The 19,365-nt window shown below is 73.3% G+C and carries 17 protein-coding genes; 2 read left to right on the top strand and 15 right to left on the bottom strand.

What is annotated here, in order from left to right:
* Positions 1 to 446: 446 nt before the first annotated feature.
* The 5 genes from E0L36_RS14935 to ggt form a co-directional block, all read right to left on the bottom strand.
* On the bottom strand, positions 447 to 1,448 hold the full coding sequence (locus tag E0L36_RS14935) for a TIGR03842 family LLM class F420-dependent oxidoreductase (RefSeq protein WP_180929506.1): 1,002 nt from the start codon (positions 1,446 to 1,448) through the stop codon (positions 447 to 449).
* Positions 1,449 to 1,469: 21 nt separating this feature from the next.
* Positions 1,470 to 2,870, bottom strand: a complete 1,401-nt coding sequence (gene hydA / locus E0L36_RS14930; protein ID WP_180929505.1) for a dihydropyrimidinase — start codon at positions 2,868 to 2,870, stop codon at positions 1,470 to 1,472.
* Positions 2,871 to 2,880: 10 nt separating this feature from the next.
* On the bottom strand, positions 2,881 to 4,203 hold the full coding sequence (locus tag E0L36_RS14925) for an aspartate aminotransferase family protein (RefSeq protein WP_180929504.1): 1,323 nt from the start codon (positions 4,201 to 4,203) through the stop codon (positions 2,881 to 2,883).
* Positions 4,200 to 5,042 (bottom strand): nitrilase-related carbon-nitrogen hydrolase, encoded by an 843-nt coding sequence (locus E0L36_RS14920; RefSeq protein ID WP_180929503.1) that lies wholly within the window; start codon positions 5,040 to 5,042, stop codon positions 4,200 to 4,202. The genes E0L36_RS14925 and E0L36_RS14920 overlap by 4 nt, the downstream gene beginning before the upstream one ends.
* Positions 5,043 to 5,319: 277 nt before the next feature.
* Positions 5,320 to 7,080: a gamma-glutamyltransferase gene (gene ggt, locus E0L36_RS14915; protein ID WP_180930022.1), complete on the bottom strand. Its 1,761-nt coding sequence runs from the start codon at positions 7,078 to 7,080 to the stop codon at positions 5,320 to 5,322.
* Between the two features lie 312 nt (positions 7,081 to 7,392).
* Between ggt and E0L36_RS14910 the strand changes: the two genes are divergently transcribed.
* Positions 7,393 to 8,154, top strand: a complete 762-nt coding sequence (locus E0L36_RS14910; RefSeq protein ID WP_180929502.1) for a hypothetical protein — start codon at positions 7,393 to 7,395, stop codon at positions 8,152 to 8,154.
* Positions 8,155 to 8,274: 120 nt separating this feature from the next.
* Here E0L36_RS14910 and E0L36_RS14905 read toward each other — a convergent pair whose 3' ends face one another.
* The 5 genes from E0L36_RS14905 to E0L36_RS14885 all read right to left on the bottom strand — a co-directional run bounded on the left by E0L36_RS14905 (position 8,275) and on the right by E0L36_RS14885 (position 12,454).
* Entirely contained in the window at positions 8,275 to 9,159 is an 885-nt protein-coding gene (locus E0L36_RS14905) for an amino acid ABC transporter permease (RefSeq protein WP_180929501.1), read from the bottom strand.
* Positions 9,156 to 9,800 (bottom strand): amino acid ABC transporter permease, encoded by a 645-nt coding sequence (locus tag E0L36_RS14900; RefSeq protein ID WP_180929500.1) that lies wholly within the window; start codon positions 9,798 to 9,800, stop codon positions 9,156 to 9,158. The genes E0L36_RS14905 and E0L36_RS14900 overlap by 4 nt, the downstream gene beginning before the upstream one ends.
* A gap of 80 nt (positions 9,801 to 9,880) precedes the next feature.
* Entirely contained in the window at positions 9,881 to 10,804 is a 924-nt protein-coding gene (locus tag E0L36_RS14895) for a glutamate ABC transporter substrate-binding protein (protein ID WP_374705550.1), read from the bottom strand.
* Positions 10,805 to 10,917: 113 nt separating this feature from the next.
* A complete protein-coding gene (locus E0L36_RS14890; RefSeq protein ID WP_180929499.1) occupies positions 10,918 to 11,655 on the bottom strand; it encodes an amino acid ABC transporter ATP-binding protein in 738 nt (245 codons plus the stop codon).
* 364 nt (positions 11,656 to 12,019) lie between these two features.
* Positions 12,020 to 12,454, bottom strand: a complete 435-nt coding sequence (locus E0L36_RS14885) for a DUF6278 family protein (RefSeq protein ID WP_180929498.1) — start codon at positions 12,452 to 12,454, stop codon at positions 12,020 to 12,022.
* A gap of 181 nt (positions 12,455 to 12,635) precedes the next feature.
* Here E0L36_RS14885 and E0L36_RS14880 point away from each other — a divergent pair, with 181 nt between their 5' ends.
* Positions 12,636 to 14,447 (top strand): SGNH/GDSL hydrolase family protein, encoded by a 1,812-nt coding sequence (locus tag E0L36_RS14880; RefSeq protein ID WP_180929497.1) that lies wholly within the window; start codon positions 12,636 to 12,638, stop codon positions 14,445 to 14,447.
* A gap of 37 nt (positions 14,448 to 14,484) precedes the next feature.
* Here the strand turns inward: E0L36_RS14880 and E0L36_RS14875 are convergent, their stop codons facing one another.
* From E0L36_RS14875 to E0L36_RS14855, 5 genes are all read right to left on the bottom strand, one after another.
* Entirely contained in the window at positions 14,485 to 15,264 is a 780-nt protein-coding gene (locus E0L36_RS14875; RefSeq protein ID WP_180929496.1) for an exodeoxyribonuclease III, read from the bottom strand.
* Between the two features lie 9 nt (positions 15,265 to 15,273).
* Positions 15,274 to 15,972 (bottom strand): MBL fold metallo-hydrolase, encoded by a 699-nt coding sequence (locus E0L36_RS14870; RefSeq protein WP_180929495.1) that lies wholly within the window; start codon positions 15,970 to 15,972, stop codon positions 15,274 to 15,276.
* Between the two features lie 13 nt (positions 15,973 to 15,985).
* Positions 15,986 to 17,263, bottom strand: coding sequence for a 4-carboxymuconolactone decarboxylase (gene pcaC / locus E0L36_RS14865; protein WP_180929494.1), 1,278 nt, complete (start codon positions 17,261 to 17,263; stop codon positions 15,986 to 15,988).
* Positions 17,264 to 17,523: 260 nt separating this feature from the next.
* Positions 17,524 to 18,108, bottom strand: a complete 585-nt coding sequence (locus E0L36_RS14860; protein WP_180929493.1) for a hypothetical protein — start codon at positions 18,106 to 18,108, stop codon at positions 17,524 to 17,526.
* Positions 18,105 to 19,298, bottom strand: a complete 1,194-nt coding sequence (locus E0L36_RS14855; protein WP_374705537.1) for an ROK family glucokinase — start codon at positions 19,296 to 19,298, stop codon at positions 18,105 to 18,107. Before E0L36_RS14855 ends, E0L36_RS14860 begins: the two co-directional genes overlap by 4 nt.
* Positions 19,299 to 19,365 lie beyond the last annotated feature (67 nt).

Raw genomic sequence — 19,365 nt, 5'->3', positions numbered from 1 at the left:
AGCGGCACCGGCCGTGGGCGCGGGCCGGGTTGCCGGAGGCATGTGCGGATGCGAGCGGCGCCCGGGTGCCCGGACCGCCGGCCGACGGGACGGTGGGAACGTCGAGCGGGGAGGGAGGAGCGGCGGAGCGCGAGCGCGAGGAGGGGCGTGCGGTGAGCGCCCGCCGACGACGAGGGGCCGGTGCGGGGTGGGCGCGGGGGCCGGAACCGGTAGGCAGGCGCGGGGAGTTGCCGGGGAGCGGGGCGTACGGGGCCGGACGGCCCGCGGCGTCCGGCGGCGACCCGTCCGATCCGATGCGGTGCGGCCCGCCGGAGACGGTCGGGCCCGGTCAACCCCGGGTGTCGCTCCCGGGACCGTGGGCTGGCGGTGGGGTTCCCCGGGCCGTGGGCCCGGCCCGGGGAACGGGGGGACGGAGAGGAGAAAAGGTGGGAGAAGGGGGCGGGGGCTCAGCTCAGGGCGGGGATGACGCCGGTCCCGTAGGCGTCGATGGTCTGCTCCCTGGCGTCGTGCATGGCGTAGACGGCGAACTGATCGACGCCCAGCTCCCGGAGTTCCCGGAGCCGCTCGATGTGGTCAGCGACCGGCCCGAGCAGGCAGAAGCGGTCGACGATCTCGTCCGGCACGAAGGCGGTGTCGGGGTTGCCCGCCCGTCCGTGGTGCGCGTAGTCGTATCCCTCGCGGCGCTTGATGTACGAGGTGAGCGCGGTGGGGACCAGATCGCTCCCCTCGCCGTACCGGGATACCAGGTCGGCGACGTGGTTGCCGACCATGCCGCCGAACCAGCGGCACTGCTCCCGGGCGTGGGCGAGGTCGTCGCCCACGTACGCCGGGGCGGCGACGCAGATCGTGACCTCGTCCGGGTCCCGGCCCGCGTCGGCCGCCGCCTGCCGCACGGCCTTGACCATCCACTCGGTGAGGTAGGGGTCGGCCAGCTGGAGGATGAAGCCGTCCGCCTCCCGGCCCGCCATGGCCAGCGCCTTCGGCCCGTAGGCGGCCATCCAGACGGGCAGTTCGCTGTCGCCGGAGACCCAGGGCAGCCGCAGCGCGGTGCCGTCGACGGTGGCCTCCCGCCCCTCGGCCAGGTCCCGGATGGTGCGCATGGCGTCGCTCAGCACGGCGAGCGTGTTGGGCTTCCGCCCGGCGACGCGCATCGCGGAGTCGCCGCGGCCGATACCGCAGACGGTGCGGTTGCCGTACATCTCGTTGAGGGTGGCGAAGGTGGAGGCGGTGACCTCCCAGGACCGGGTGCCCGGATTGGTCACCATCGGCCCGACGATCAGGTTCTCGGTGTGGTCCAGGATGCGGCTGTGGATGACGTAGGGCTCCTGCCACAGCACCGCCGAGTCGAAGGTCCAGCCGTAGCGGAACCCGGAACGCTCGGCGCGGCGCATCAGGGCGACGGTGGTGGCGCCCGGCGGGTCGGTCTGGAGGACGAGTCCGAAGTCCATGGTGTGCTCGCTCCGTCGGGGTCAGTTGAGGAACTGGCAGATGCCGCGCGGGACGTACCGGCCCCGCCCCGCCCGGCCGGTGTAGCCGTGGCCTTCGATGACGGGCTCGCCCCGGGAGAGCACGGTCTCCACCCGGCCGGTGATCCGGCGGCCCTCGTAGGCGGAGTAGTCGACGTTCATGTGGTGCGTCTCGGCGGAGAGCGTCTGCTCGGCGGCCGGATCGTAGATGACGACGTCCGCGTCGGCGCCGGGCGCGATGGTGCCCTTCCGGGGGTAGAGGCCGAACATCCGGGCCGGGGTGGCGCAGGCGATGTCGATCCAGCGGCGGCGGGTCAGGTGACCGTCCACCACCGCCTGGTGGAGCAGGTCCATCCGGTGCTCCACGCCCGGCATCCCGTTCGGGATCTTCGAGAAGTCGCCCCGGCCCAGCTCCTTCTGGCCGGTGAAGCAGAACGGGCAGTGGTCGGTGGAGACCACCTGGAGGTCGTTGGTGCGCAGCCCGCTCCACAGCGCCGCCTGGTGCTCGCGGGGCCGCAGCGGCGTGCTGCACACGTACTTGGCGCCGTGGAAGTCGGGTTCGGCGAGGTCGTCGACGGAGAGGTAGAGGTACTGCGGGCAGGTCTCGCCGAACACCGGCAGGTCCCGGTCCCGGGCGGCGGCGAGTTCGGCCACCGCCTGCTCGGCGGAGACGTGCACCACGTACAGCGGCGAGCCCGCCACCCGGGCCAGCTGGATGGCGCGGTGGGTGGCCTCGGCCTCCAGCAGCTCCCGGCGTACCTCCCCGTGGTAGCGGGGGTCGGTCCGCCCCTCGGCCAGGGCCTGTTCGACGAGGACGTCGATGGCGATGCCGTTCTCGGCGTGCATCATCACCAGACCGCCGTTGCCCGCCGAGCGCTGCATGGCGCGGAGGATCTGGCCGTCGTCGCTGTAGAAGACCCCGGGGTAGGCCATGAACAGCTTGAACGAGGTGACGCCCTCGTCCACCAGGAGGTCCATCTCCTTGAGGGTGCCGTCGTGCACGTCGGAGAGGATCATGTGGAAGGCGTAGTCGATCGAGCAGCGGCCCTCCGCCTTGGCGTGCCACTGGTCGAGGCCCTCGCGCAGCGCGCTGCCCTTCTTCTGCACCGCGAAGTCGACGATGGTGGTGGTACCGCCCCAGGCGGCGGCGCGGGTGCCGGTCTCGAAGTCGTCGGAGGAGAAGGTCCCGCCGAACGGGAAGTCCATGTGGGTGTGCCCGTCCACGCCGCCCGGGATGACGTACCGGCCGGTGGCGTCGATGGTGCGCTCCGCGGCCCAGCTCTCGGCCAGGCCGTTGCCGGGCGTGGCGACCGCGGCGATCCGGTCGCCGTCGATGAGCACGTCGGCGTGGACCTCGTCGGCCGCGGTGATGACGAGACCGCCGTGGATCAGTGTGCGCGTCATGCCGTTCCTCTCATCCGTGCATCCCTGTCAGTTCACGCTCCGCCCCGCGCAGCGCCTCCTCCACCACCGCCGCTCCCGCCTCGGCCTCCGCCACGGTGAGGCTCATCGGCGGGCAGATCCGCAGCACGCCGCCGGACGCGTGGCCGCCGCCCTTGCCGAGCAGCACCCCGCCCGCCCGGGCCGCCTCCAGCACCAGCGAGGCCGCCTCGGGTGCGGGGGTGCCGGTGCCCGGCAGCACCAGGTCCATCCCGATCATCAGGCCCCGGCCACGCACCTCCCGTACCACGCCGAGCCCCGCCGCGGCCGCCCGCAACCGCTCCAGCAGCAGTCCGCCGACGCGCCGCGCGTTCCCCTGGAGGTCGTGCTCCAGCAGGTAGGTGAGGTTGGCGCTGGCGGCGGCCATGGTGACCGGGCTGCCGCCGAAGGTCGAGATGGAGTTGGCCTCCAGGCAGTTCATGACCTCGGCGCGGGCGACGACCCCGCCGACGGAGGTGCCGTTCCCGAGGCCCTTGGCGAAGGTCAGGACGTCCGGCGGCCCGGCCTGGCCGTGCGCCTGCCAGCCCCAGAAGTGGTCCCCGGTACGGCCCCAGCCGGTCTGCACCTCGTCGCTGATCCACAGCACCCCGTGCTGTTGCAGCACCTCCCGGAAGGCGCCGTACAGCCCGTCGGGCGGGGCGGTGAACCCGCCCACGCCCTGCACGGGTTCGGCGATCAGCGCGGCGACGCCGTCCCGCGCCTGGCCCAGCATGTCGGCGAGGTCCTCCACGCAGCCCGCGACGAACCCCGCGTCGTCGAGCCCCGCGTAGGGGCCGCGCCCCCGGTCCCCGCCGTGCACGTACAGCGTGTGCAGCGGGGAGAGGCTGGTCGGGGACCAGGAGCGGTTGCCGGTGACGCCGATCGTGGAGAACGAGCGGCCGTGGTAGCTGTTCCGCATCGCCAGCACCTGGTTGGAGCCCCGGTAGGCGGTGGCGAGGAGCAGCGCCGTCTCGTTCGCCTCGGTGCCCGAGGTGGTGAAGAAGACCCGGGCGTCGGGGATGCCGGAGAGCGCGGCGACGCGTTCGGCCAGCTCCACCATCGGCCGGTTGAGGTAGAGCGTCGAGGTGTGCAGGATGCGTTCCGCCTGCTCGCTGACGGCCTTGACGACCTCCGGCAGCGCGTGGGCGGTCATGGTGGTGAGCACGCCGCCGAAGAAGTCGAGGTACCGGTTGCCCTCGGCGTCCCACACGTGACGTCCCTCGCCGTGCGTGATCTCGATGGGGTCGCGGTAGTACAGCGCGAGCCAGTCGGGAAGCACGGCCCGGTGCCGCGTGTGGAGTTCGGCGGCGCCGGTCACGGCTCCACCAGTCCGCCGTACGCGTCCGGCCGCCGGTCGCGGTAGAAGGCCCACTGCTGGCGCACCTCGTCGATGAGGCCGAAGTCGAGGTCGCGCACGACGAGTTCCTCCTTCGTGTCGCTGGCGACCTCCCCGACGAACTGCCCGCGTGGATCGACGAAGTAGCTGGAGCCGTAGAAGTCGTTGTCGCCGTACTCCTCGGTGCCCACCCGGTTGATGGCCGCGACGAAGTACTCGTTGGCCACGGCGGCGGCGGGCTGCTCCAGCTGCCAGAGGTAGGCGGAGAGGCCGCGCGAGGTGGCGGAGGGGTTGTAGACCAACTGAGCGCCAGCGAGACCGAGTTGCCGCCAGCCCTCTGGGAAGTGCCGGTCGTAGCAGATGTACACGCCGACCTTGCCGACGGCGGTGTCGAACACCGGCCAGCCGAGGTTGCCGGGACGGAAGTAGAACTTCTCCCAGAACCCCTTCACCTGCGGGATGTGGTGCTTGCGGTAGGTGCCGAGGACGGTGCCGTCGGCGTCGATGACGGCCGCGGTGTTGTAGTAGAAGCCGGAGTCGGCCAGTTCGAAGACCGGCACCACCACGACCATCCCGGTCTCCCGGGCGACCTCGGCCATCCGCCGGACGGTCGGCCCGTCGGGCACCGGCTCGGCCCAGCGGTAGTGCTCGGCGTCCTGGACCTGGCAGAAGTACGGGGCGTTGAACACCTCCTGGAACCCGATCACCTGGGCGCCCTGGGCGGCCGCCTCCCGGGCGTGCCGCTCATGCTTCTCGACCATCGACTCGGTGTCGCCGGTCCACGTGGCCTGCACCAGTGCGGCACGTACGACGTCAGCCATGAGCAGCTCCTTCGCGCGGGGTCCAGCAGTTCGACACGCGTAGATCCACGTGAGGATGCGACCGTAGAACCGGCGGAGTGCCGTGGCAAGAACCCCGACGTAAGCTCAGTGGGTCGATCTTGTGACCGCTGGCGTCACGCGGCGGGCACGCCACGCGCCCCGGCGGCGCACGCGCCACCGGGCCCGGGGGCCCGGGCGGCGCGTGCGGCCGGGGTCGGCGTGAACTGGTCCGGCCGGGGCCGGAGTCAGCGAGCGGCGGAGCCGGGGAGCGGCCCGGTCAGTCCTTCTTGTCCGGGCGGACGACCATCGCGGAACCGCCTCCGCGCCGCTCCTTCTCGGCGACGGCCATCCACCGGCCGTCCGGCATCCTGCGCACGGCGGTGGCCGCGCCCAGCTCCCCGACGGTGGTGAACTGGTGCCCCATCGCCTCCAGTTCCTTCCGGACGGCCGGGTCGAGCCCGGCCTCCACCTCGGTCTCCTCCGCGTTGCGCTGGCTGGCGCGCGGCGCCGCGACCGCGTCGAGCAGCGGCATGCCCCGGTCCAGGTGGTTCAGCAGGGACTGGAGCACCGTGGTGATGATCGTCGCCCCACCCGGGGAGCCGAGCGCCACCAGCGGCTTCCCGTCCTGGAGCACGATCGTCGGCGACATCGAGGAGCGCGGACGCTTGCCGGGACCGGGGAGGTTGGGGTCGGGCACCTCCGCGTCGACGGGCTCGAAGGAGAAGTCCGTCAGCTCGTTGTTGAGGAGGAAGCCGCGTCCGGGCACGGTGATGCCGCTGCCGCCGGTCTGCTCGATCGTCAGCGTGTACGAGACGACGTTGCCCCACTTGTCCGAGGTGGTCAGGTGGGTGGTGCTGAGCCCCTCGTACGGGGTGGGCGTGCCCTTGCCGCCGCTGTCGCACGCCTCCGGGGAGCGCGGGTCCCCCGGCGGGAGCGGGCTGGTCAGCGCCTTGCCGTCGTCGATCAGGCAGGCGCGGGAGTCCGCGAACTCCTTCGAGAGCAGGCCCTCGGTGGGCACGTCCTCGTGGGCCGGGTCCCCGACCCAGCGGCCGCGGTCGGCGAAAGCGATCCGGCTGCTCTCCAGGTAGCGGTGGAGGAAGGCGCGCTCGTCCAGGTCGCCCAGGTCGTCGCGCTCCAGGATGTTCAGCGCCTCCGCGACGCTGGTGCCGCCCGAGGAGGAGGGCGCCATGCCGTAGACGTCCAGCCCGCGGTAGGTGCTGTGGGTGGGGTCCTGGTCGAGGGTGCGGTACTCGCGCAGGTCCTTCCGCGTCATGTCGCCGGGCCGGACGGTCCGTTCGGCCGCCGGGTCGACCGGGGGCTTGCGGACGGTGCGCACCACGTCCTCGCCCAGCTCGCCGGTGTAGAGCGCCTTACTGCCGCGGTCGCTCAGCTCCCGGTAGGTGCGGGCCAGGTCGGGGTTGCGGAGCGTGCTGCCGACCTTGGGCAACTCGCCGCCGGGCAGCCAGAGTTCGGCGCTGGCCGGGAAGTCGCGGAAGCGGTCGGCGTTGTCGGCGGTCTGCCGCCGGAAGGTGTCGTCCACCGTGAAGCCCTCGCGGGCGAGCCGCTCGCCCGGCTTGAGGGCGTCGGCCAGCGAGCCCTTGCCCCACCGCTTCAGCACGCGCTCCCAGGTGGCGGGCGTGCCCGGCACACCGACGCTGAGCCCACTGGTCACGGCCTCGTCGAAGGGGATCGGGCTGCCGTCCTCGCGCAGCAGGTCGGCGTCGGCGCTGAGCGGCGCGGTCTCGCGGCCGTCGACGGTGCGGACCTCGCCGCTCTTCGCGTCGTAGTAGACGAAGTAGCCGCCGCCCCCGATCCCGGCGGAGTACGGCTCGGTGACGCCGAGCGCGGCCGCCGTCGCGACGGCGGCGTCCACGGCGTTGCCCCCGCGCTTCAGCGCGGCGATCCCCGCGGCGGAGGCGTCCGGGTCGACGCTGGAGACGGCGCCGCCGTGCCCGACGGCCAGCGGGGTCTTCTCCGGGGTGCCGTCCGGCGCCCCGGGCCGGTCCGCCGGGGTCGCGGCGGCTCCGGTCAGCGCCATGCTGACGAGTACCGCGGTGCCCAGGACGCCGTAGCGCGCCGGGCGCCGGGGCGGCCGCGCCGGGGCGGCGCGGGGCGGGCGGCCGGGCGGTGCCGCGTCGCGTCCCGTGAGCGTGGTGCCCTCCGCGAGCCCCCGGCGGAGCCGGTAGGCGCCGCGCCGCACGCTGCCACGGATACGAGTGACACGGGCGAACCGGGTGGAGCCGTGCATGTGACCTCCCGTCGTCGAACGCCAGCGCAGCCTAACCCCGCTGTCCCCGCGCGTCAGCACCCGCGCGGACAGCGGGGCGGTGGGCCGGTAGGGTGCGGCGCCATGATTGACAACCTGATGGAGATCGTGCTCGGGGTCGTGGCCACCGGCGTCGCGGCGGCGGTGGGCTGGTTCGCCCGGACGTACCTGTGGCGCCGCAAACTCCGCCGCAGGCAGCGGTTCTTCGGGCTGCCGGACAACTCCGAGTGCCTTCTGGTCGTCAACCGCGAGGCCGGTACCGAGCGTTCGGTCGCCCGGCACGACGTGTTCGCGCTGCTGGAGCTGTCCGCGCTGATTAAGGACTGCGGGGCGCACGCGGACGTGGTGACGCACGAGGCGGCCGGGCAGGGCTTCGGAGAGCGCACCGAGTTCTGCGTGGGCGGGCCGGTGTCGAACCTGCGCATGGCGGCGCACCTCCAGTCGCTGCTGCCCGGCGTGCAGATCAACACGGACGTGGAACCGGGCCCGGACCGGGGCTCCTTCGCGATCGGCGGAGAGCGGTACCGCATGGAGAACGGCACCTCCGAGCACGTACTGCTGGCGCGGCTGACGGCCGGGCAGAACGGCGACATACGCCCGGTGTTCCTCTTCTGCGGCCAGCACTCGATCACCAACCAGGCGGCGGCCCGCTACCTGGTCCGGCACAACGCCCGGCTGGCGCGGAAGTACGGGCAGAACGGCAACTTCTGCCTGCTGCTGAAGGTCGTCAACTCCCAGGCGTACGGGGCGGACGTCGTCGAGCTGATCTCCGACGTGACCCGGGCGGCGACCACCCCCTCCCCCGGCGGCGGCTCCCGGCGCGGCAGCCACCGGCTGACGTCCTGAGCGGGCCCGGCGGACGGCGAGCCCACCGTCCCGCTGAGCCCGGCCGCCCCTCCCCCGGCACGCGGCGAGCCGCGTCGGTCCGGGGCCCGGGGCCCGGGGTGGGAGGACCGGTCCCGGGGCTCAGCGCTCCCGGGGGTCGCCCGGCATCCCCGATCCGGCCTTGGCCGGGGCGACCTCGACGGCCTCGTTCTTGACGTTCCGGCGCTCCCGGCGGGCCACCCAGGTGGCGAACCAGGAGAGCAGCATGCACAGCCCGATGTAGATCGCCGAGATCACCAGCACGACCGGGATGAACGGCATCGCGTAGTCCAGGTTGATGGCGATCAGTTTGCCCGCGTGCAGGAACTCCTCGAAGGTGATGAGGTAGCCCAGCGAGGTGTCCTTCAGCGCGACGACGAGCTGGCTGATGATCGTCGGCATCATCGCCCGCACCCCCTGCGGCACCAGGACGTGCGCCATCACCTGCGTCTTGCGCAGGCCGAGCGCGTAGGCGGCCTCCCGCTGGCCGCGCTCCACGGAGTTGATCCCGGCGCGGAACACCTCGGCGAGCACCGAGCCGTTGTAGAGCGTCAACCCGGTGACCAGCGCGGGCAGCGGCTGCACCTGGAGGGCGACGAACACGAAGAAGATCATGACCAGTACGGGCATCGCCCGGAAGAACTCCACCAGCAGCGTGGCGATCCAGCGCACCGGGGCGTGGTCGGAGAGCCGCCCCGCCGCGAGCACCGCACCCAGCGCCAGTGCCAGCACGGCCGACAGCACGAACGCCTTGAGGGTGTTCCCGAGCCCGCTGAGCAGCAGCTCCTGGATGCCCTCGTAGGTGAAGGGCCGCCAGCGGACGGCCGCGAACTGGCCGGTCTCGATCAGCAGGTTGACGATCCAGGCGAGCAGCGCGGCGACGGCCAGCGTCGTGACCACGCCGTAGATCCGGTGCCGGACCCGGGCGCGCGGCCCGGGGATGTCGTAGAGCGCGGACTGCTGCTGCCGCGTGCTGGGCGCACTCACCGGGCGACTCCCCACCGCTTCTCCAGAAGGTTGAACAGGGCGCTGATCGCCAGGGTCAGCACCAGGTAGCCGAGCGCGATCCAGACGAAGCTCCACACCACGCTGTAGCCGTTCTCACTGAGCGTCTTGTAGGTGCTCAGCAACTCGACGACGCTGAACGACCCGGCGATCGCCGAGTTCTTGGCCAGCGCGATGAGGGTGGAGCCGATCGGCGGGATGACGGTGCGGAACGCCTGGGGCAGGACGACGGAGCCGAGCGTCTGGCCGAAGTTCATGCCGAGACTGCGGGCGGCCTCGCCCTGCCCGGTGGGCACCGTGTTGATGCCCGAGCGCACCGCCTCGCAGATGAAGGCCGAGGTGTAGCAACCGAGCGCGAGCACCGCGAACAGCTCGAAGGGCAGAGCCACTCCGAAGCGGGGCAGCCCCAGCAGCAGCGCGAAGAAGAGCAGGGTGAGCGGGGTGTTGCGGAGCACCGTCACCCAGGCGGTGCCCACCGCCCGCAGGGCGCGGACCGGCGCCACCCGGAAGCCCGCCATGATCACGCCAACCACGAGGGCGAGGACTCCCGCGAAGAAGGTGAGCTTCAGGGTGCCCCAGAACCCCTCGCCGTAGAGCGCGAAATTGTCGGTGAGTACGTCCATGTGCCCGCCGGTTCTCCTTCGTCTGAGTCTGTCCGCTGTCTCCGCCACCCGCCGCCCGCCGGGGGCTCGCGGGTCCGCGCTCAGCGCGCGAGCGAGCGGTCCAGGGGCGGGGGTTTGGGCGCGGGGGTTCCGGACAGCCCGAGCGTGGCGTCGTAGGCCCGCTTCCAGTCACCGTTCCGCTGCCGCTCGGCGAGCGCGTCGGTGAGCGCCCGGGACAGGGCGCGGTCCGGCCGGGGCACCCCGACGCCGTACGGCTCCTCGGAGAACGGCCGCCCCACGACCTTGAGTTCGTCCGGCACCTTCGAGGCGTAGCCGAGCAGGATGGTGTCGTCCGTGGTGACGGCGTCTACCTGGCCGTTGAGCAGGTTGTCGACGCAGATCGCGTAGCTGTCGTAGGCGACGGCCCGCACCGCGGGGTACTTGGCCTGGATGTTCTGCAACGGGGTGGAGCCGACCGCCGAGCAGACCTTGCGGCCCGCCATCGTCTCCGGACCGGTGATGCGCTTCTCGTCGGCGCGGACCAGGAGTTTCTGGCCCGCCAGGTAGTAGGGACCGGCGAAGCCAACGAGCTTCCGGCGCCCGTCGTTGATGGTGTACGTGCCGACGTACAGGTCGATCTGCCCGTTCTGGAGGGCGGTCTCCCGGTTCGCGGAGGCGATCGCCCGATAGGTGACCTGCCGCTCGGGGTCGAACCCGAGGGAGGCGGCGAGCATCCTGGCGATCTCCACGTCGAACCCGGAGTAGACGCGGGTCGCCGGGTTCATCTCCGCCATGCCCGGCTGGTCCTCCTTGGTGCCGACCACCAGCCGCCCCCGCTCCCTCGCCCGCTTCCAGGTGGGCGAGGAGGGCAGGGTGAACCCGGTGTCCACCGCGTACCGGGGCGGCTCCTTCGGACTCGGTCCCCGGGCGGGGGGACTGCCCTGGGCCCCGCAACCGGCCGCGGCGGCGACGAGGAGGACGCCGCACAGGAGACGGCGCCATCCGGTGCGGCGGGACCGGGGGATCGGGGTCGTCCGGGACGCGCGGAGCGTCCGGGAAGTGCGGATCGTCCGGGGGGCGGAGGGAGCGGGGCGGACGGCGGGGGTTCGGGTACGGCGCGATCGCACGGCTCGCCCTCTCAGTGCTTGAGGATCTTGGACAGGAAGTCCCGGGCGCGCTCGCTCTCCGGCGCCGTGAAGAACTCCTCCGGGGTGCGGTCCTCCACGATCTGGCCGTCGGCCATGAAGACCACCCGGTTGGCCGCGGAGCGCGCGAAGCCCATCTCGTGCGTGACGACCACCATCGTCATGCCGTCCCGCGCCAGCTGCTGCATGACCTCCAGCACCTCGCTGATCATCTCGGGGTCGAGCGCGGAGGTCGGCTCGTCGAACAGCAGCGCCTGCGGGTCCATCGCCAGCGCGCGGGCGATCGCGACCCGCTGCTGCTGACCACCCGACAGCTGCGCCGGGTACTTGTCCGCCTGGTCGGAGAGACCCACCCGGCCGAGGAGTTCCCGGGCCCGTCGTTCGGCCTCCGGCTTCTTCTTCCTCCGTACCTTCAGCGGCGCGAGCATCACGTTGGCGAGCACCGTCTTGTGGGCGAAGAGGTTGAAGCCCTGGAAGACCATGCCCACCTCGGCGCGGAGTCTGGCCAGCTCCCGCCCCTCCTCCGGGAGGGGCTGTCCGGCGAGGGTGATCCGCCCGGACTCGATCGCCTCCAGGCGGTTGATGGTCCGGCACAGCGTCGACTTGCCCGAGCCCGAGGGGCCGATGACCACGACCACCTCGCCGCGTCCGACGGTCAGATGCACGTCCCGGAGCACATGCAGCTTCCCGTAGTGCTTGTTGACGCCGCGCAGCTCGATCAGCGATTCCATAGAAACGGGAAACTATCGGGATAATCCTTCGGACCGTCGGACGACACGCAGCCGCGGGCACCGCGCGGACCGTCCATGGCCCCGCGCGCCCCCGGCGCCCCACGCCCACGGTCACCGCGCGCGGAAGGGTCCGGAACGCTCCGGGAACCCGAACCGTCCTGCCAGGCCAACTCCCCCGGCGCACCCAGCTGTTGGGGCAACGGACGGCACGGGGAGGGGAGGTCCGGGCGGACCGGGGGACCGGCGTCGGGCGCCGCCCCTCCCGAGGCGGGGGGTGTCCCACCCGCGCGCGCCGCCCCACCCACCACCGCGGCCGCTCCCGGGCGCCCGGGGACCGCCGGAGCGCCGCGGGCCGCGGCGGAGTTCAGCCCTCGCTGGCCTCTCCGTAGAGCTGGGACAGCTCGGGAGTGCCGGTCGCGGCCCAGGTGGCGCCCGCCTCCAGCACGTCCAGCTCACGCCCGGAGGCCAGCCGCACCAGCGGCTTCTCCCGCAGCCGCCAGGAGGCCCCGGGGACCGTGCGCACCAGGACCGTGCCGAGGTAGAGCCCGGCGTCGGTACCCAGCCAGGGCGCCACCTCGGGGTCGTCCCGCCAGTCCGGCAGCAGTTGGTCCAGCGCCGCGAGCGACTCCGGGGTGTCGTCCAGCCGGACCCCGGCCACCCCCGCCCGCTCGCGGAGCAGTTCGCACTCGGAGAGCAGCTGCTCGGCCCCGGCCGGACCGCCCGGTTCCGCCCCCGGCTCCCCGTCCCCCACGACGCTTTCGCGACGCTTGCGCCAGGTGTCCAGGAAAGGGATGTCCATACCGTTCAGACTGGCATCCGCGGACGCCGGGGCACCATAGGCGCGCTGAGCCCGCGGTTGCCCCGCTCGATACCTTGACGACGCGTCAGCGCCTCCCTACTTTCACCGGGCCCCGATCGAATGCGGGGCACTGTCCGGCAAGTTGGCGCAGACACGAGAGGCAGCCACAGTGCACAGACGTATGTGGAGCATCCCCCTCGCGGTGGTGGTGGCCCTGGCGGGAGCCCCGGCCACGGCCGCCGCGCGGGACGCCGCCCCCGCCCCGGCCACCCCCGAGCCGCTCCCCCTGGAGCGGCTCTTCGACAACCGGGCCGTCAGCGACGACGGGAAGCCCGGCCGGGCCGACTTCGACGGAGCGGGCAACTCCCTCTCCGCACAGGATCTCCACGCAGCCGGATGGCGGCCGGGGCAGCGGCTGGACCTGGACGCCGCCCCGCTGCGCTGGCCCGACCGGCGCCCCGGGCAGCCGGACAACGTCCGCGCCGACGGCCAGCGGGTCGCGGTGCGCGGGTCCGGCGACTCCCTCTCCCTGCTCGTCGCCGCGACCTCCCCCGAGGGCGCCGGACCCGAGGTGCGCGGAAGCGGCACCGTGCACTACCGCGACGGGTCGAGCGGCCGCTACACACTGGGCGCCGGCGACTGGCGCGGCGGCTCGCTCGCCGACAAGGCGGTCGCCCTGCCGCACATCAACACCGCGCGGGACGGGCAGCTGACGCAGCGCGCCCGGCTGTACGCCGTCACCGTGCCGATCGACCGTGCCAGGGAGGTGCGTTCGGTCACCCTGCCCAGCGATCCGGGTGCCTCCGCCGACCTGCACGTCTTCGACCTCGCGGTGCGCGCGGCCCAGCGCGCCTGGACCGGCAGCTGGTCGGCCAGCCCCGCCGGGTACACCGGCGTCGGCATGTGGCGGGACCAGACGCTGCGGCTGGTGGTGCACAGCTCGACGGGCGGCGACCGGACACGGATCCGGCTGGAGAACACCTTCGCCAGCACCGCCCTGCGGATCGGCGGCGCCACCGTCGCCGTGCAGCGGGAGGGTGCCGAGGCGCGCGGCGAACCCGTCCGGCTGACCTTCGACGGCGGCCGGAGCGGCACGCGGATCGCCGCCGGGACGCGCGCCGTCAGCGACCCGGTGAACTTCACCGTGCCGCCGGACAGCAACCTGCTGGTCAGCTTCCACCTGCCGGACCCCGTCCAGGCGGCGCCGGTACACAGCGAGGCGATACAGCGTTCGTACCTCAGCGAGGGCGGCAGCGGCGACCGCAGCGCCGACCCCGGAGCCGCCGCCTACACCCGCACGCTCAGCATGTGGCCCTTCCTCACCGGGGTGGATGTGGCGGGCGGCCCCGGCTCCGTCGTCACGCTCGGCGACTCGATCACCGACGGCGTGAAGTCCACCGAGAACGCCAACCGGCGCTGGCCCAACGTGCTGGCGCGCCGTCTGCTGTCCGGCGAGGGCGGGCCCGGGGTGCCGCGGTACGGGGTGCTCAACCACGGCATCTCCGCCAACCGCGTGGTCACCGACCGCTACCCCGGCGACGGCGTCAGCACCGACACCGGCGGCGTCAGCGCCCAGCACCGGCTGGAGCGGGACGTGCTGGCCCAGACCGGGGTGCGCACCGTGGTGCTCTTCGAGGGCGTCAACGACCTGCGCTCCGGCACCACGGCGGAGGAGGTCATCTCGGGGATGCGGGCGATCGCCGAGCGGGCGCGGGCGCGCGGGATCCGGGTGGTCGGCGCGACGATCGTGCCCTGCGGCGGCTACAAGGACTGCACCGCCGCCGTGGAGCGGGGCCGCCAGACGGTGAACGCGTTCGTCCGCTCGCACGGCGGGGTCTTCGACGCCACCCTCGACTTCGACGCGGTGGTGCGCGACCCGGAGCGGCCGGAGCGGATACTGCCCGCCTACGACAGCGGTGACCACCTGCATCCGGGCGACGCGGGGCTGCGCGCCCTCGGGGAGTCGGTGGAGCTGCGGAAGCTGACCGGCTAGCGCCCGCGGGTTCGCGAAGCGCGGCCCGCGCGGGGGCTCAGAGCCTGAGGTCGAGGACGAGCGGCGCGTGGTCCGAGGCGCCCTTGCCCTTCCGCTCCTCCCGGTCGACGTACGCGTCGGACACGGCGGAGCGGAAGGGCTCGTTCCCATAGGCCAGGTCGATGCGCATGCCCCTGTTCTTCGGGAAGCAGAGTTGCCGGTAGTCCCAGTAGGTGAACGGGACGTCGTACTTGAGCGGACGGGGGTGGACGTCGTCGAGCCCGGCCTCGCGGAGCGCGGCGAGCGCGGCCCGCTCGGGCTCCGTGACGTGGGTGGAGTCCGCGAAGAGCGAGATGTCCCAGACATCCGTGTCGGTGGGGGCGATGTTGAAGTCGCCGAGCACCGCGAAGGGCAGCGCGCCGGGTGCCTCCCGGACGGCCTGCTCGCGCAGCGCGGCGAGCCACTCCAGCTTGTAGGCGTAGTGCGGGTGCCCGACCTCCCGGCCGTTGGGGACGTACACCGACCAGACCCGCACGCCGCCGCAGGTGGCGGCGGCGGCGCGGGCCTCGCGCGAGCCGTCGTACGCCGGGGCGCCCGGGAGTTCGGAGGCCGGGTCGGCCAGGCCCACCCGGGAGATGACCGCCACGCCGTTCCACCGCCCGTCGGCGTTGACCACCGCCTCGTACCCCAGCTCGCGAAGCGGCTCGGTGGGGAACGCCGCCGCCGAGACCTTGAGTTCCTGTAGGCAGACCACGTCCGGCTGGGCCGATTCCAGCCAGGCGAGGAGCCGCGGCAGCCGGGCGGTGACGGAGTTGACGTTCCAGGTGGCGATACGCATGGGGCGAACCTACCGCGTGAGGGTGACACTCTCGCCGGGGGCCAGACGCTCGTGCCCGGCACCGGCCGTGCCGGGCCCGCCCGGCCCCAGCAGCCGCTCGTAGACGGCGAGCCCCTGCTCCGCGAGGAGCCCGTCGTGCACGTCGTAGGCGCGGAGCGGGCGCACCTCGCGGACGTAGTCCAGCACCTCCGAGAGTTTGCTCCACGGCGCGTGCAGGGGCAGCAGCAGCGTCTCGACCGGGGCGGCCGGGACGGTCAGCGCGTCACCCGGGTGGAAGACCGAGCCGTCGACCCGGAACCCGACGTTGGTGACGCGGGGGATGTCGGGGTGGATGACGGCGTGCAGTTCGCCGTGGACCTCCACGTCGAACCCGGCGGCCCGGAAGAGGTCGCCGTCCCCCACCGTGTGCACCCGGCCGGGGAAGGCGCCGGACAGCTGCTCCGCGACGCTGCGCGGCGTCCAGATCTCGGCGGCCGGGTTGGCCTCCATCGCGGCGCGCAGCCGCAGTTCGTCGAAGTGGTCCGCGTGCTCGTGGGTGACGAGCAGCGCGTCGGCGCCGAGCGCCGCCTCCTGCTCGCTGAACCCGCCGGGGTCGATGACCAGCGCGCGCCCGTCCTTCTCCAGCCGGACGGAGGCGTGGCCCTGCTTCGTCAGCCGGATCGGGCTGCTCGGCTCCCGCCCGGGGGCGGCCGGGGTGCTCGGTTCCATGGGCGCCATTCTGCTACTCCTCGGGGGTCGTCTCCTCCTGGATCACCCGCTGCGTGACGGCGAACGCCGCGTTGGCCGCGGGCACCCCGCAGTACACCGCCGTGTGCAGCAGTACCTCCCGTATCTCGGCCGGGGTCAGCCCGTTGCGGAGCGCGGCGCGGGTGTGGAAGGCCAGCTCGTCGAGGTGGCCCCGGGCGGTGAGCGCGGTGAGGGTGGCCACCGAGCGGGTGCGGCGGTCGATACCCGGGCGGGTCCAGACCCCGCCCCAGGCGTAGCGGGTGACGAAGTCCTGGAACTCGCCGGTGAAGTCGTCGGCCCCGGCGAGGGCCCGGTCGACGTGCGCGTCGCCCAGCACCTCGCGCCGCGTCTTCAGCCCGGCGGCGTACGCGTCCTGCCCGGCCCCGGCGCCCCTGCCCGACTCCAGCTCCGCCACGGCGGCAGCCTGGGGCGGGACGGGGGCGATGACGGGAGCGGGGGGCGGCGGCCCGGCGGAGGACTCCCGCCAGGTGGTGGTGAAGTGCCGGATCAGCAGGTCGGTGACGGCACCCGGCTGCTCCACCGGGGTCAGGTGCGCCGCGCCCGGCACGATCGCCAGCCGCGCGTCCGGCACCCCGGCCACCATGGCGCGGGCGTCGGACGGCGGGGTGGCCTCGTCCTCCGAGCCGGTCACGACCAGGGTGGGGACCCCGATCCGGCCCAGCGAGCCGGTGACGTCGAAGGAGGCGAGGGCCTCACAGAGGGCGATGTAGCAGCCCGGGTCGGTGGTGCGCACCATCTGTACCCCCCACTCCACGATCGCGGGCTGCGCCTGCGTGAAGTCCGAGGTGAACCAGCGCTCGGGCGTCTGCCGCGCGATGGTGTCCAGCCCGTTGGTCCGTACGATGACGCCGCGCTGCCGCCAGGAGTCCGGGGTGCCGTACCGGGGCGAGGAGGAGACCAGCGCGAGCGAGGAGACCCGCTCCGGCGCGGCGAGGGCCAGGCGCACCCCGACGGCGGCGCCGAGCGAGCAACCCGCGTAGCCGAACCGGCCGACGCCGAGGGTGTCGAGCGTGGCCAGCAGCCGCTCGGCCAGGGTGTCCACCGAGTCCGCCGGGTGTGCCGGGGAGCCGCCGTGGCCGGGCAGGTCGAACCTCAACACCCGCCAGTGGCGGGTGAGTTCGGGTATCTGACGGTCCCACATGTGCCATGTGGAGCCGAGCGCTGGCCCCAGGACGAGCACGGGGGCGTCCTCGGGGCCTTCGGCGCGGTGCTGCAACGTCTTGTAGGGCTGGGAGGTTGCCGTATCGCTCACCCCCGCACGGTACCGAGCCTTGGCTTGATCACGCCCAGCGGGTGCCCCGAGCGCCTTCGCCCCAGCCTTCGGCCCCCATCCGTGGCGGCAGGCCCGGGCCTCCCCCGGGGTACCCCGCACCACCACCCCGGCCCCCACGCGGGCCCGGCGCGGCGGAACACCGAGAGAACGGGCCGAACCGGGCGGGGTCCGGGTCGGGCACGGCGGGACACGGGCGCGGGCGCGGCGGTGAGGGGTGCGGCGCCGGGGTCGTCCGGCGGTCAGAACTCCGTGGTCGACACGACGTGCACGCGGGGTCTGCCCTCGTACGTGGTGTCCACGGTGATGGCCAGATCGGGCTCGCTCTTCGGCCGGCGCTCCACCGTGCCCGCGTAGGTGTGGCCCTGTTCCCGCAGCTTCCAGCCAACCTCGTCGGCCTGCCGCGTGGTGATGGTGACCTCGCCCTTCTTCAGGGCGGAGACGTCCGTGCCGACCTCCGTGAGGAACTCCGCGAGCCGCTTGTCGCTGGTGCGGAACTGCACGTACAGCGAGCTGGTCTGCCACGAGTTGGTCTCGTAGTAGGCGACGCGGGAGGCGTTCGGGGGGACCGGGACGGTGTAGATCCGGCGCAGCACCTTGGAGGGCATGTCGTAGATCAGGCCGGTGGCCGAGGCGCCGCGCTCCTTGTCCTTGCCGCTCTCCCGGCTGTCGAAGCCGGACTTGACGATGTACCCGGCGGGCACCGCGATGAGCAGCACGACGATGAGCAGCGTCAGCCAGCGGTGGCGGGGGCGGTGCGGAGGGCGCTCCCCCGGTCCGCCACCGGAGGCGGGGGAACTCCCGGACGGGGGCGGAACCGCCGTCACTGACCCACCGCCCGGCGCAGGTTGTCGGCGGCCCGTTCGTACCGCTCGTACCGCTCCAGCCTGCGGCGGTTGGCCCGCCGGAAGCGGCGCGCCACCAGCCGCGCGAGGTCCGCGGCGCCCACCATGCCCGCCTCGGGGCCGAGTTGGGCCTTGGCGATGCGGGCCTCCGGGCGGTAGCCCCGGCCGGTCAGATGGCGGCGGAAGGCGTCCCGGGCGGGGTCGATCAGCAGCTCGTCGGCGGCGCTGACGCCACCGCCGATCACGAAGCAGGACGGGTCGAGCGCGGCGGCGAGGTTGGCGAGGCCGACACCGAGCCACTGCCCGATGTCCTGGAGCAGCTCGGTGCACATCGCGTCGCCGCCCCGGGCCAGCTCGGTGATGAGCGGGCCGGTGATGTCCGCGACGCGGCCGTCGACCCGATCGGTGATTCCGTAGGCCACCGGGGACTCGGCGACGGCCAGCTCCCGGGCCTCGCGGACCAGCGCGTTCCCGGAGCTGTACTGCTCCCAGCAGCCGCGGTTGCCGCAGGGGCAGCGGTGTCCGCCGGGCACCACCTGCATATGGCCGAACTCGCCGGCGACGCCGTACTTGCCGCGTTTGACGCGGCCCTCCTCCAGGATCGCGCCGCCGATACCGGTCCCGAGGGTGATCATCAGCAGGTGGTCCTCGCCACGGCCCGCGCCGAAGCGCCACTCGCCCCAGGCGGCGGTGTTGGCGTCGTTGTCGACCATGACGGGGACGGCGAGGCGGGCGGTGAGCGCGTCCTTCAACGGCTCGTCCCGCCAGGCGAGATGGGGCGCGAACAACACCCGGGAGCGGTCGGCGTCCACCCAGCCGGCGGCGCCGATACCGACGGCGTGCACATCGTGCCGGTCGGAGAGGTCGAGTACCAGCTCGGTGATGGTGTCCTCGACGACCCGGGGGCTCTTCGACTTCTCCGGGGTCTCGGTGCGCACCTGCTCCAGGATGCCGCCGTCCGCGTCGACGACGCCGGCCATCACCTTCGTACCGCCGATGTCGATGCCGACGGTGGGGACACGGGGAGCGGAGAGGTGCGAGCGGCGCTCGCGGGTGCTCACCGTACGCAGCACACTCGGGCTCGGGGCGGTGCGGCGCATGGAGACCCGTTCGGCGCGTTCTCGCCGGTCCCCCCGTTCTGCGCGCTCGGCCCGGTCTCGGTAGGTGGTCATCGCGTCGATTGTGCCTCACCGCGGGGGGAGGGCGCGCCTCCGGGTTCACACCCGTTCCGGCCCGCCA

It is taken from the genome of Streptomyces sp. AJS327 (assembly GCF_013450295.1).
Taxonomy (GTDB): domain Bacteria; phylum Actinomycetota; class Actinomycetes; order Streptomycetales; family Streptomycetaceae; genus Streptomyces.
This window is presented reverse-complemented; position numbering and strand designations above follow the sequence as displayed.